The organism is Roseivirga spongicola (assembly GCF_001592965.1).
GTDB lineage: Bacteria > Bacteroidota > Bacteroidia > Cytophagales > Cyclobacteriaceae > Roseivirga > Roseivirga spongicola.
Genome location: NZ_LRPC01000012.1, coordinates 347,703 through 361,555, shown reverse-complemented (window position 1 = coordinate 361,555; position 13,853 = coordinate 347,703). Strand labels below are relative to the sequence as shown.

Genomic DNA, 13,853 nt, shown 5'->3' with positions numbered 1-13,853 from the left:
AACCTTGTTAACACAGGTTTCATTCCTCGCAATGACGGCTAATTTGACAATTTCTTCAGTTCTTCAATCAGTTTTTTATTCTCCTTTTTCGTGCCGATGGTGATTCTTATTCCATCTTCGCAAAGCACTACTTTTGAGCGATCTCTCAAGATAACTTGTTTCTCTATAAGCTTAAGGTAAACTTCTTTAGCGTCCTTCATTTTCACCAAGTAGAAGTTGGAATCTGTAGGATATACTCGCTTCACAATTTCTAGTGCTTCTAACTCATTCTGTAATCCCTCTCTATTTTCAAGGATTTCAGCAACCATCTGGTCTTTCTTCTCCAAATTATTCAATGCATTTAGCACTGTTCTTTGGGTAAGTCCGCTAAGGTTATAAGGTGGTTTAATTCTATTCAGAATTGCCACTATTTCTGGAGAACAGAACGCCATACCCAACCTTAAAGAAGCTAAGCCCCAAGCCTTGCTCATAGTTTGCAAAACGATAAGGTTCGGAAACTCATTGAGTCGGGTAGTGAATGAAGGCCTATCAGCAAAATCAATATAAGCTTCATCTACCACAACCAAACCTTGAAAGCCCTTAAGAATGATTTCGATTTTCTCTAAACTCACATCATTTCCCGTAGGGTTATTTGGTGAGCAAATCCAGATAATCTTTGTATTAGGCTGAATAGCCGAGAGTAAAGCCTGAGAATCTAAATCGTACTGATTGGTTAGCAATACTTCTTTAGCTTTGACATTATTGATATCCGCACTCACCTTATACATGCCGTAAGTCGGTGGGTTAATAATTACCTCATCAGTTTGAGGTTCGCAGAAAGCCCTATAAAGCAAATCGATTGGCTCATCACTTCCATTACCCAAGAAAATCTGTTCTGCATTTACTCCTTTTATTTCTGCCAACTTTGCTTTTAGCTCCAGCTGATAAGGATCTGGGTAGCGATTCCAATTTTCCTCAGTTATAGAACCAATAGGGTTTTCGTTAGCATCGAGAAAAACCCCATCCTTACCTTTATAATCATCTCTAGCCGATGAGTAAGGCACTAATTGCTTCAAGTGAGGCCTCAGTAAATCAGTAGGGTTAAACATTATTTAATGATTTAAGACGTAAAGTAACTGCGTTTTTGTGAGCTTCCAATTGTTCTGCAGCAGCCATTTTTTCAACCACAGGGCCAAGCACTTTTAATCCTTCGGGAGTAATTTCCTGATAGGTAATTTTCTTAACGAAACTATCTAAAGAGACTCCACTATACATCTTAGCATAGCCATTCGTTGGCAAAGTGTGATTGGTACCTGAAGCATAATCTCCAGCAGATTCTGGAGTAAGGTGGCCTAAGAACACAGAACCAGCATTAATTATTTGATTGGCTATGTTCCATGGTTCATCTACACTTAATATCAAGTGTTCTGCTCCATATTCGTTTAACAATGCGATAGCTTCGATTTCACCTAAAACAACCGCTACACTATTGGCGAGTGCTTTGGCGGCAAACTCTGCACGAGGCAACGCCTTTAGTTGACTTTCAATTTCAGCTTGAACATTTTTCACAACCTCTTCTGAGCTAGCCACGAGTACAACCTGAGAGTCTACCCCATGCTCTGCCTGAGAGAGTAAATCTGCCGCCACGAAACTTGGGTTGGCAGAAGCATTGGCATAGACCGCTACTTCAGATGGACCAGCAGGCATATCTATGGCTAGGCCAAATCGAGTTGCAAGCTGCTTGGCAGCAGTTACATATTGGTTACCAGGCCCGAAAATTTTATTCACCTGCGGAATAGATTCTGTACCAAAAGTGAAGGCTGCTACGGCTTGAGCACCTCCAACTTTAAAAACCTTGGTTACTCCTACTGCCTTGGCGGTGTAAAGAATGGCAGGGTGAATCTTTCCTTCCTTATTTGGTGGGGAACACAATACAACTTCTTGGCAGCCGGCCAACTTAGCAGGTACGGCCAACATCAATACAGTAGAAAACAATGGAGCAGTTCCGCCAGGAATGTAAAGACCAACTTTTTCGATTCCTACAGACCTGCGGTAGCACTTTACTCCAGGCATAGTTTCCACCACAAGCTCTTCTTGTTTTTGAGCTTTATGAAAAGCCTCAATATTAGACTTAGCAGTAAGAATGGCAGTTTTAAGATCAGCCTCCACTAGTGTTTCCGCCTCGGTGAATTCAGCTTCGGAGACTTGAAATTCATCAATAGCCACACCGTCAAACTCTTGTGTGAATTGCTTTAAGGCAGCATCACCTTCGAGCTTTACCTTTTCTATCACTGGCCTTACCCTCTGCTCTATTTCCTCAAGGTCCATTGTTGGGCGTTTGAGCAAATCTGGCCAGGTGGCTTTATCAGGATTTACAAAGACTCTCATTGAATCATTTTTTCGATTGGAACCACTAAAATCCCTTCGGCACCAGCTTCTTTTAGCTCTTCAATAATTTGCCAGAAATCATCTTCTTGAATAACGGTATGCACCGAACTCCATCCCTCCATGGCCAATGGCAATACTGTAGGACTTTTCATTCCAGGAAGAATTTTGATAATCTCCTCAATCTGATCATTAGGCGCATTAAGCAATATGTATTTACTGTTCTTAGCAGCTTGAACTGCATTGATTCTGAAGATCAACTTTTCTAGGATAGCCTGTTTTTCGGCAGAAAGCCCCTTATTGGCAAGCATTACTGCTTCAGACTTAAAAATAACCTCAACCTCTTTCAGTCCATTACTAAGCAAGGTAGAGCCCGAACTTACTATATCGCAGATACCGTAGGCCAAACCGATGCTAGGCGCAATTTCCACCGAACCACTGATTTCGTGAATATCTGCACTAATGCCATTATCGGATAAATAGTCTCCAAGAATTTTCGGATAAGAAGTAGCAATGCTTTTACCTTCAAAGTCTTGCAGGCCGTTGTATTCTTCATTTTTGGCAATAGCCAGAGAAAGTCTACACTTAGAAAAGCCTAAGCTTTTTACTAAGTCTACATCTTTATCTTTTTCATCGGCCTCATTGGCTCCAACAATGCCAATATCGGCAATACCATCTTGTACATAGCCCGGAATATCATCATCTCTAAGGAACAAGAATTCCATAGGGAAGTTAGTGGCTGTTGCCATGAGTTTACCGGTTCCATTATTAACCTTAATACCGCATTCCTTTATAAGCTTCAATGAGTCTTCGCTTAGGCGGCCTTTTTTTTGAATTGCAATTCGCAGATTAGTTTCCATTTGAATTATTCAACTGGTGATTTAAGAAATTGATTGAAAGTATTTGTGAAAAGTACAGCAGCCGCGTAGGCCGCATAGGGGGTGTTGCATTATCTCTCTCAAGAGAGATGATGGAAATGATGAGCGTGGAAATGGGCTACTGTCATTTGCATTGTGTTGCAAATATACTCGATGTGGGAAAGTATGCAAACTAAGGTTTGAAAATCACGCATTTAACATACAGTATTCTGTAAGTTAAATAAGTTTAACTATTTGATAATAAATAAATTACAAATAGACTTTCTACTCAAAAAAGTATGATTTACCTTAGAAATACTTTCACTAACACAGTCCTCAACTTCTATTGTTAATGAGACCTCAAAATCTTTGGGTGATTTATTTTATTCTATTTATACCCTACACTTCTTATGCCCAAAGTGCTCAATTAGTGAGCGCAATGATTAATGGCTGTTCTTCTCCCGATGGTCGAGGAGAATTTATTCTCCTGTATAGCGGAGCTAATTCATTTACAGCTTCACCTACTACAATACGTGTATTTCATGGCTCTAGCTCACCAGCCTCCGATCTACTCACTGGTTCATTCGCAACAAACTCATCTCCATACGTATCTGCTTTGAACAGTCTTTTACCAGTAAGTGGATGTTCTGACCTAAACTTTATCGCAACTATACCTGGTACAACCAACATCCCTAGTGGCAGTCATATTCTAATTGTTAATGACGGATCTACTTATGAATTTGACTTTAGCGGCTGGTGTGGGTCTTCAATTGGCGATGTTTATGTACTCATTTCAACTGATAGTAATTGGCCCAATAGCGGAGCATTTCCAAACAACCCAAGCTCTCCAGATCACCTTCGCTCAACCATTAATGGAGCTACAACAGACTTCACTTATCAAAACCTCTGGCCTTCCAATACCAATGGTAACTATGCTGCCTGGAACAACGGAGGAGGCGAACCCTTTGTATACTCTAACTATACAGACTGTAACCCAACAAATACTCAGTCACTTCCGGTTAAATTGCTCTACTTCAGAGGAGCGCAAATTAATAATGTAGTAAAGCTAGAGTGGGCAACGGCTAATGAAGAGAACAATAGTCATTTTGAAATTCAGAGATCTACTGATGGATTCGATTGGAATCATCTTGCTTTCATTGAAGGTGGCGGCTCTAGTAAAAGTGAATTGACTTATCAATACACAGACCAAGCTCCATTAGAAGAAAGGTCATTTTATCGCCTGATTCAGCAAGACTTTTCTGGCTTGTCCGAAACATTTGAGACCATTAGTATATGGATAGATAAAAAAGACTTCCTACAAATTTACCCGAACCCTGGGTTCGGAGAAATTAATATAGTTTCCGAAACTGAAATCACTCAGGTCACTGCATGTGATTCAAAAGGCAATGTTTTTACTATTCCTGCAATTTCCAGAAATGAGTTTGACGTATCAGCATTAAGCCCTGGTCTCTATTTTCTATCCATAAGCACACCTAATGAAACCCGTCAAAGGAGCTTTATTAAAAGTGACAACTAAGTGTTAACTACAATTAAGGTAAAAATAATTCACCACTATCTTTTCTGCCCGAACAATTAAAACTACATTTAAGGCAAATACTTAATTATGGGGAAACATCATTTAGGTGAATTTGAAGAAGTTGTGATGCTCACTGTAGCCATTTTGCATGGTGAAGCCTACGGGGTTTCTATCATTGAAGAAATAGAAAATAGGCTCAAACGCTCGGTCAGCATGGGCTCATTGCAAACTGTTCTTAAACGATTGGAAGACAAAGGCTATCTGGCCTCTGAATTAGGAGAAGCCACCAGCGTAAGGGGCGGAAAACGCAAGCGCTTTTTCACTGTAACCAACTTAGGTAAAGAGATACTTAAAGCCACCAAAGATCAACGCATGAGCCTTTGGAGTGCCATTCCAGATTTTGCTTAAGGTATGAGGCAAAAATCACCTACCCCGCCTTACTTAATCCTAACCTTCTTCCGCTGGTTTTGCGACCCACGTATGGCAGAAGATATAGAAGGAGATTTGTTAGAAAGGTTCGAAATAAGGTTAACAACCAAAGGTCAGTTTCGAGCCAAACTACTCTTCATAAAGGATGTGCTATTGCTGTTTAGGCCAAGCATGATCCGCTCATTTCAAGGTCAACAAAAACTCAATTATTACGACATGTTCAAGCATAACATCACCATTACCTTTAGAAGCTTTTTGCGCCAAAAAAGCTCATTTATCATCAATCTCATCGGACTTTCTTCTGGCCTCACCTGCGTATTACTCATACTTCTTTGGGTAAACGATGAGCTAAAAACAGATCGGTTTCATGAAAACAGTGACCAGCTTCACTACATCATGTCTAACCACACCGATGCTAGTGGAACCAGAACTTGGAAAGGCACACCTGGCTTGTTGCTAGAAGAGATTGAAGCACAAATACCTGAAATAGAACTGGCAACGGCATATACAGACACTCATGAGTTCACTATTTCCACAAAAAGTGAAACTCCAATCTCATTAAAGGTTGAAGGAAAGTTTGCTAGCGACCACTTCTTAAGCGTTTATAGTTATCCGTTGGTTAGAGGAAACGCCAGCTCTGTTCTTGCTAATAATTCAGAAGCAGTAATCACCAAAGCACTTGCAGAAAAGCTATTCAGTAATGAGGATGCTATTGGGAAAACTATTGAATGGCATTTTGGAGGCAACAAAAAAGCTTTTACCATAAGTGGAATTCTGGAAAACATCCCAAGTCATAGCTCAGAACAATTCGAGCTGCTTTTGCCATGGAACTTTTACCACGATGAACTCATCACCTTTAAACAGTGGGGCAATTATTACGCAAGAATTGCTACGGTTTTACAAGCCAATGCCAATCCTCAATTGGTTACCGAAAAGGTTGACACCATATTCAAAAACAACCTAGAAGACACCAATGTAGACTTATTCTTAACCCCTTATTCAAGCCTATATCTTTACGGAGAATATGAAAACGGCATACAGGCGGGAGGCCGTATTGAATACGTAAGACTGATCTCTTTCATAGCGCTATTGATACTATTCATAGCCTGCATAAACTTCATCAACTTGGCAACGGCTAAGGCCTCTCAACGCATGAAGGAAATTGGTGTGAAAAAATCTATGGGTGCCAGTAAGAGGTCTTTAGCCTATCAGTTTTTAACTGAGTCTATTCTTATCTGCTTAATCGCTTTGGGTATTAGTGGCCTTCTTACGCTTTTATTACTTCCGGGCTTCAACCAAATTACAGAGAAAGAAATAGCACTTCAATTTGATTTAACTCTAGTTCTATCAGTTGTTGGTTTAGTGACCTTAGTTGGCATAGTTGCTGGCAGCTACCCAGCTCTCTACCTGTCTAAAATGGAAGCCCTTTCCATTCTAAAGGGCTTTAAATTGGCCAAAAGCTCTGGCGGCATAGGCAGAAAAGTATTGGTTATTTTTCAATTCACCCTTTCAACCATTCTAATAGTGAGCGTGATGGTTGTTTACCAGCAAATGCAATTGATTCAAAATCAGAACTTGGGGTATAATCGCGATAATCTGATCTACTTCGAAAGGGAAGGCAAGCTAACCGACCAATCAGACGCTTTTATCAATGAAATTAAGAATATTACTGGAGTTGAAAATGCAGCCATATCGGGATTTATGGTAGGCGGCTTAAATTCGACTGGAGGTGTAGCTTGGGAAGGTAAGACCGAAAAGGATCAGATACAGTTTTGGGAGTATAATGTAGGCGCGAATTCAATCGACCTACTGGGTGTTGAATTTATCTCTGGCAGAGATTTCTCCGAAGAATTCGCTACAGATCAAGATGTCGTAATCTTCAATGAAACCGCTATTAAGGCTATGGGAATGGATGACCCTATTGGCAAATCTATAGTCCATTATACAGGAAATAAAAAGATAGTTGGAGTAGTAAAAGACTTTGCCATTGGCTCTCTACACCAAGATGTGGAACCTGCTATATTCCTTAACCGACCAGCATCTGCTAACTTAATAATGGTTAAAATAGACGGAACAAGTACCGCACGAACCTTGCAGGAAATAGAGAGTGCGTACGCTGAATTCAACCCCGAATTTCCGTTTAAACCTGCTTTTGTGGACCAAGACTATCAGGCTTTATACTCATCCGAGCAGCGGATAGCATCACTCTCAAAATATGCTGCCGCTTTGGCGATAATAATATCATGCTTAGGGCTTTTTGGACTTACAGCATTTACCACAGAAAAACGCATCAAAGAGATAAGCATCCGAAAAGTATTAGGCTCAGGAATATGGCGAATTGTATTCCTTTTAACCAAGCAATTCTCTGCCCTGGTAGCCATTGGAATCCTCATTGCATTACCCTTTAGCTATTGGGCTGCCAACCGATGGCTTAATGATTTTGCGGTAAAAATAAGTCTGAGCTGGTGGTTCTTTGCACTTGCCGGAATAGCAACGCTAGTCATTGCTTGGCTTACCGTCTTTGGCCAAACTTTTAAAGCAGCGAGACTGAACCCGGCCAATAACTTGAGAAATGAATAAGAAGTGCTGTCTGAAGTTAGTCGCTTTCGTCAGTCTCCGCTTGGCAGGGAATCTCCATTAGCTTTGAGGCAAAGTTGGGAGATTCCCTGCCGATTTATCGGGACGGAGTCGGGTATGACGTTACCTCTTCAGACAGCACTTTTAAATTCAGGCTAACTCTAACCTAGTTAAAACTCTTCACTAGCTGCAAATTTAAGCCCTCAACAAAGCTTTTGTATTCACTCCAATCTTCATTAAAGAAAGCGTTTAACTGCTCTTTCACTGGCTCCCAGTTTCTAACAAAGTTGGCGTAAGCATATTCCGCAGCCTGAGAAACAGGAGTATAGCTCCCTCCTACTTTTCCCCTTACATTTCTAAGCTGACTTGTAATTGGGCTATCATCTCCACGATTTCCTTGCACAGGCTCTGAGTAGAAAAGCTTTCTTAATTCAGCCAACTTCTGTTTTACTTCTTTAGACTTTGCCTGAAGTTCTTTATTGTCTTCATCTAGCTGCTGAACCTTCCCAACAATTTCCTGCGCCTCATTGAGCCTATCAACGGCCTCAGTTACCTCGTTCGATAAATTATAGTACTTAGTAATAAAGGCCTGCTTTTCTTGCAAAGCAGCAGTATCCCAACCCTCTACTCTTTCATCTCTTAAGAGGTTTATTGACTGAATGGAAGATTGACCGTTATAAGTCAGTTTTACATTGTAGGTGCCTGGCAAAGCATCATAGCCACTTGGTGGAGTCACTTCGTTTCCGCTCGGCTGTCTAGAACCTGGGCTTCGAATTCCATCAGTCTCAAAACCCCAATATACTCTATTCAATCCTGCATCTGGAGTGTAGTATCTGGTTCTCACCACTTTACCAGACTGGTCAGAAATTTCCATTTTCACCTTACCTTTTTTCTCTTTTACGTAGTAGCTAATGGCTGCGCTGAATGGCTTATTTTCTCCAAAGAACATTCCGTTACCAGTACTTCTGTAACCCCAATAAGGCCCTACAATAGCATTAGTGGCATCAGGAATTTCAAACAAATGAACTGTCTGATCTTTCAGTTTCTTCATCCCCATGGTAGTTGCTTCACGAATAGGTCTGATGTCATCTAAAATCCAGATGGCCCTACCGAAAGTACCGATTATTAAGTCATGCTCTCTCGGGTGAATAGCCAAATCCATTGTTGGAACCGTTGGATAGCCATGCGTCCATTTTTCCCAAGTTTCACTACCGTCCATGCTCACATACAGACCGCCTTCGGTACCTAAGAACATCAGGTTTGGCTCAATTGGATCTTGAACGAAAGACAAAGCGAAACCGAACACATCGTCTTCATTTACAATGCGCTTCCAAGTTCTTCCGTAGTTAGTTGTTTGGTAAACGTAAGGTGACCAATTATCTCTTCTGTGATCATCGAAAACTACGAAGGCTGTCGCTTCATCATAAGTACTTGCCTTGATTTGCTGTACCCAAGTGGCCTCAGGTAAGCCCGGGAATTTACCGGCACTGTTTGCCCATGTTTTACCACCATCTCTAGTCAACTGTACATTTCCATCGTCTGTACCGACCCAAATCATACCTTCAGTTTTTGTGCTTGGCTCAATCACGGTGATGGTTGTATGCATTTCTGCACCTGTATTATCATAGTTCAGTCCACCAGTATTGATCTGATCTTGCTTTTCAGGATTGTTAGTAGTCAGGTCTGGTGAAATGATTTCCCAGTTCAAGCCATAATCACTCGATTTGAAAAGGTACTGAGCACCAATGTAAACCGTCTTCTTATCGTGTGGATCTACATTTACTCCAGCATTCCAATTCCATCTTAAGTCTTCACCCTCTGGATGCTCTGGCCTAATACCACGCATTTCTCCGGTTTCGCGATCGTATCTTTGAATGTTCGCTCCTTGGCTTAGTGAGTATCCGTATCTTGGGTTTAGTGGGTCAGGCACCACATCGAAACCATCGCCACCAACAATTCTTTCCCAATAACTATTTCTGATTCCACCTTGCTTCAATAATTGGCTTGGGCCTAACCAAGCACCATTGTCTTGCATGCCGCCCATTACATTGTAGGGCGTTTCCATATCGTAATTCACATGGTAGAACTGACCAATCGGTAGGTTCTCCGAATACTGCCAGCTACCTCCTCTATCGGTACTGATTACCAAGCCGCCATCATTTCCGAGTACTATGAAATTCGGATCATCTGGATGAATGTAATAGGCGTGATTATCTACATGAACATAGCCTGGGTTTACGAAAGTATTGAAGCTCTTTCCGCCATCTTCACTTGAGGTGACATAAGTATGAATGGAATAAACTCTGTTTTCATTCTTCGGGTCAACGTAGATTTCAGCATAGTAAAACGGACGGTTACCAATTCCTCTATCGCCTCTATTAGAGATTCTATACCAATCTACCCCTCCATTATCCGATCTGTAGATTGCATTCTCTTTAGACTCCACATAAGCGTAAACTCTATCGGGCATAGAAGGTGCAATAGCCAGTCCAATTCTACCTAAATCACCCTTAGGCAAACCATCTTCCGATGTCTTTCTGTCCCAGGTTTCACCACCATCGTGAGAGATATAAATACCCGATGCAGGGCCTCCAGAATTGAAAAACCAAGGATATCTGCGGTGCTCCCACATGGCAGCAATCAGTTTATTTGGATTGCTTGGGTCTAGGACCAAATCGGCAGTTCCTACACCAGGACCTCCATAAAGCACCTTTTTCCAGGTTTTACCACCATCGGTAGTTTTAAAGACTCCTCGCTCTTCGTGCTCTCCCCATGGAGAACCAATGGCGCCTACCCAAACAGTTTTAGGGTCGTTTGGGTGAACAATTACTCGGTGGATATTACGAGTCTTTTCGAGCCCCATATGCTGCCAGGTTCTTCCGGCATCTAAGCTTCGATATAAACCATAGCCAGAATTCAGAGAGTTTCTAGGGTTTCCCTCTCCCGTTCCTACCCAGATTACACTTGGGTTCGATGGGTCGATAGCCAAGGCTCCAATAGAAGCTACTTCCTGATCATCGAAAATGGGCTCCCATTCGGTTCCAGCACTGGTAGATTTCCAAACACCGCCTGAGGCAGTACCAATGTAGATGACGTTTCGGTTGTGCCTTACCACATCTATTGCAGTAACACGACCCGACATTCCGGCAGGACCAATAGAACGAGGCTCCATTGACTTGAAAAGTGAAAGATCTGTTTGCGCCTGCGCTAGACTGAACAAAAACAGACAAAACACAGAAAGAGAAAGCTTGAGTATTTTCATAAAACAAAGAATGATTGACTTAAAGATACTCCAAGCCATAGAGTTGACTTAAATGGTTTTCTTTAAGTGGTTAGTGTTTTGGGGAAAGTGCACGTTAGCCCTTGAAAATTGGTTGGCTAACGTGAGTTTTTTATAAATTACTGAGGATAAAGGCGCTTAAAAGAGCGCGGTAGCTAACGTTATCTTCAATTATGAATGAACCACCAAAAAAAATAAAATCTAGGGGTATTGATCCAATGATTTATCTCGATGCGACAGAGTTTTATGAAACTGCTGAACTCATTCAAGAAGAAAATAAAACCAGGGCACTAATTGTCAACTATGCATTCTCAATAGAACTCTATATCAAGTGCTTATTCGTAACAACTGAATTTAACTTAATTGATAAGCCCGGATATCCTGAATATGAACGCTCAATAAGCACGATAAGAGATAATAAACATGACTTGCTGAAACTATTTAAAAAGCTTCCTGATGCAGACCAGTCAGAGATTTCAAAATTATACTCTCATAAATACAAGAATGAAATTTCAGAGCATTTAGATGAAATAAAAGGAGACTTCATCAAATGGAGATATGCTTATGAAAAAGACCAATTAGTTTCAAGCACTGGTGCACTTAAACAAATCTCTCGTACACTGAAAGAATATATTGAAAGCCAAATGAATGAAGGAAAATATAGAAAATAACACTGTATATAGCAAATAGGGCATTCTGTGGTTTAGGAAAGTTCATTGCTATTTACTAACACCGCCAAATCCTTGATTTGGCCTTTAATATGAATAAGATAAAAACAAAATACAACGTTTCGGCTTAGTGCAAATTTGAAAGTTTATTGCTTTCTACTGCCCTACTTATCATATACTAAAAGCTCACATTAGAAAATGAAAGATGAAGACTTAATAAATGCTGTTGCAGATTTTAGGGTTCTTTGTAAGAAACTCATATTCGAATTAGGAGGCAAGTTCGATTTGGATATCCAAGATAGGCAACACTACGATGAGTTGGTATGGGTGGGAAATAAAAACATTCCAAGAACTGGACAACTTAATAGTGAGTGGAAATACTCATTTCATGGCACTCAATGTGGGTTTTATAAGAGAAATGGACAAACAGTTGAAGTTGAATTGTCTGACCATCCAAACTTTAGAGTAGTAGAGCCTTGGTTCTTAAAAGAGTTTATAGATACAACAAGTCTTCACAATTCCTCAATCATGAATTTGACTTGGCAAGCATTAAAAAAGAAACTAGAGGATTCCTATGCCTCAAATCAAATTATTGAAGTTAGAAGTAATTAAAAAAGCCACCCTTACGGGCGGCTTCTTACCTAGCTAACATATCAGTCAAACATGTTTCACCAGAAATTTTATAAGGATGATTAAATAGTGCTCAAGTAAACAACTATTATTTATTCCTTGAGATTCCTGATATTTTTCTTCCATTGCTGAAATTTTGGAAGAAAAATTCTGGAATGACGTTCTAATAATTCTGACCTTCAATGAATTCTAAAGTCTGCTCAATCCAGTCTTTTTCCTGAGTAAGCTGAACATCGGGTTCCACGCCAACTTCTTCATAGTCTATGAATTGCTTTTGGCGCATATCGGTTGGGTAAAAGCTAAACAGTCCGGAAGGTGAGTGATAAGTTTTGCCATAATTAGAACCGTAACTAATAGCGCCATAAGTTCTCTGACCCAATTGAATAGCATCGAATTTCTCCTTTAACCTTACGGTAGTCATTTCAGCATTAGACCCAGTATAGAAGTTGGTAATCACGTAAATGCTAACCGATTTCTTTTTGAGCGCCTTCAATATAGGTAGAGATATTTTGTCCGCTCCTCCACCATTGTTCCGTAAATCGATGATCAGGTTAGATGCCTTTAACTCATTATTAATCTGTTCGATCAGAGCATCTCGCTTTTGAGCCATCTTTGTTCTGCTGAAGCTAGTAAGCCAAACGTACTGAACATCGTCTGCCACGTAAGCCAATTGATAGCCCTCTTCCTGATTCTTTTGGATCAAACTATAGCTCTTCCCAAAGTCTTCTTTAATCACATTAGAAAGCAGCATTCCATTATCAAAAAACTGAGCTTTAGCATACATTAAATTCTTTCGGGTTTGACCATAAACGGCCATATCATAATGAGCTGGTCTATCTGTTTCTTTAATGTAAGCGTAAATATGCCCAGGCTCCCAAATACCTAATTCAGAACTGAGTATTACTCCCACCAAACTATCCGTTTCATTAACTCGATAAACACCCATTTTCATTTTACTACCAATATTATAAATGCCCTCTATGTCATCTACCGCTTTCGTCTTAAGGTAGGTTTGAAGCTCATCCAAGTCACGGTTTATTTTAGGGAAATTGATAAAATTGTCAGAAGCTCTGTACGCTTCAATAAAAGCTGAATCGTAAATTCTCTCTGCCTCAAAACCTGGCTTCTTTCCAAAAATTTCAGCGTGCTTATCATTCACCAAAGACATCAATTGATTGAGTTGCCAAAAGCAATCAGATAGCGTCATCGAGCCTGACATTTGTGTCCTCAAACTCTGGTAAGTCTGTTCAAATTCGTCTCGTCTATCCCCCTTTATCTGATCTTTAAAAGACGAGATATCTTGCATCTGTTCATAGACAAAATCTAACTCAGGTTTACAGTCACATTCGGACTGTGATTGTAGCGAAAGAGTGATGGTAAATAATGCGATTAGTGTAAGTAGCTTTTTCATTTCTGTTTGTTTTTGTTGCGAAACTTCGATTGACTGATGACTCAAACGTACAAACAGAAATCGCCCTTTAAACCTATTTAGAAGGCTTTGGGGCGAAACA

At 40.4% G+C, this 13,853-nt stretch carries 10 protein-coding genes; 5 read left to right on the top strand and 5 right to left on the bottom strand.

The window, feature by feature from the left end:
- Positions 1–38: 38 nt before the first annotated feature.
- The 3 genes from hisC to hisG are packed head-to-tail and all read right to left on the bottom strand — an operon-like array spanning position 39 to position 3,224.
- Positions 39–1,091, bottom strand: coding sequence for a histidinol-phosphate transaminase (gene hisC, locus AWW68_RS09520; protein WP_068219969.1), 1,053 nt, complete (start codon positions 1,089–1,091; stop codon positions 39–41).
- Positions 1,081–2,367: a histidinol dehydrogenase gene (hisD, locus tag AWW68_RS09515; RefSeq protein ID WP_068219966.1), complete on the bottom strand. Its 1,287-nt coding sequence runs from the start codon at positions 2,365–2,367 to the stop codon at positions 1,081–1,083. The genes hisC and hisD overlap by 11 nt, the downstream gene beginning before the upstream one ends.
- Positions 2,364–3,224: an ATP phosphoribosyltransferase gene (gene hisG / locus AWW68_RS09510; RefSeq protein WP_068219963.1), complete on the bottom strand. Its 861-nt coding sequence runs from the start codon at positions 3,222–3,224 to the stop codon at positions 2,364–2,366. Before hisG ends, hisD begins: the two co-directional genes overlap by 4 nt.
- Before the next feature lie 349 nt (positions 3,225–3,573).
- Here hisG and AWW68_RS09505 point away from each other — a divergent pair, with 349 nt between their 5' ends.
- From AWW68_RS09505 to AWW68_RS09495, 3 genes are all read left to right on the top strand, one after another.
- A complete protein-coding gene (locus AWW68_RS09505) occupies positions 3,574–4,758 on the top strand; it encodes a T9SS type A sorting domain-containing protein (RefSeq protein ID WP_068219960.1) in 1,185 nt (394 codons plus the stop codon).
- An 87-nt stretch (positions 4,759–4,845) separates the two neighbouring features.
- Positions 4,846–5,166 (top strand): PadR family transcriptional regulator, encoded by a 321-nt coding sequence (locus AWW68_RS09500; protein WP_068219957.1) that lies wholly within the window; start codon positions 4,846–4,848, stop codon positions 5,164–5,166.
- 3 nt (positions 5,167–5,169) lie between these two features.
- Positions 5,170–7,767 carry an ABC transporter permease gene (locus tag AWW68_RS09495; protein ID WP_084375641.1) on the top strand — a complete coding sequence of 866 codons (2,598 nt, stop codon included), beginning with the start codon at positions 5,170–5,172 and terminating at the stop codon, positions 7,765–7,767.
- Positions 7,768–7,930: 163 nt separating this feature from the next.
- Here AWW68_RS09495 and AWW68_RS09490 read toward each other — a convergent pair whose 3' ends face one another.
- Positions 7,931–11,026: a VPS10 domain-containing protein gene (locus AWW68_RS09490; RefSeq protein ID WP_089082285.1), complete on the bottom strand. Its 3,096-nt coding sequence runs from the start codon at positions 11,024–11,026 to the stop codon at positions 7,931–7,933.
- 191 nt (positions 11,027–11,217) lie between these two features.
- Here AWW68_RS09490 and AWW68_RS09485 point away from each other — a divergent pair, with 191 nt between their 5' ends.
- Both AWW68_RS09485 and AWW68_RS09480 read left to right on the top strand, forming a co-directional pair.
- On the top strand, positions 11,218–11,715 hold the full coding sequence (locus tag AWW68_RS09485; protein ID WP_068219951.1) for a hypothetical protein: 498 nt from the start codon (positions 11,218–11,220) through the stop codon (positions 11,713–11,715).
- Positions 11,716–11,910: 195 nt separating this feature from the next.
- On the top strand, positions 11,911–12,324 hold the full coding sequence (locus AWW68_RS09480; RefSeq protein ID WP_068219948.1) for a DUF6896 domain-containing protein: 414 nt from the start codon (positions 11,911–11,913) through the stop codon (positions 12,322–12,324).
- Between the two features lie 181 nt (positions 12,325–12,505).
- On the opposite strand, the gene AWW68_RS09475 is transcribed toward AWW68_RS09480, so the two are convergent.
- Positions 12,506–13,753, bottom strand: a complete 1,248-nt coding sequence (locus tag AWW68_RS09475; protein ID WP_084375639.1) for a S41 family peptidase — start codon at positions 13,751–13,753, stop codon at positions 12,506–12,508.
- Positions 13,754–13,853: the final 100 nt, after the last annotated feature.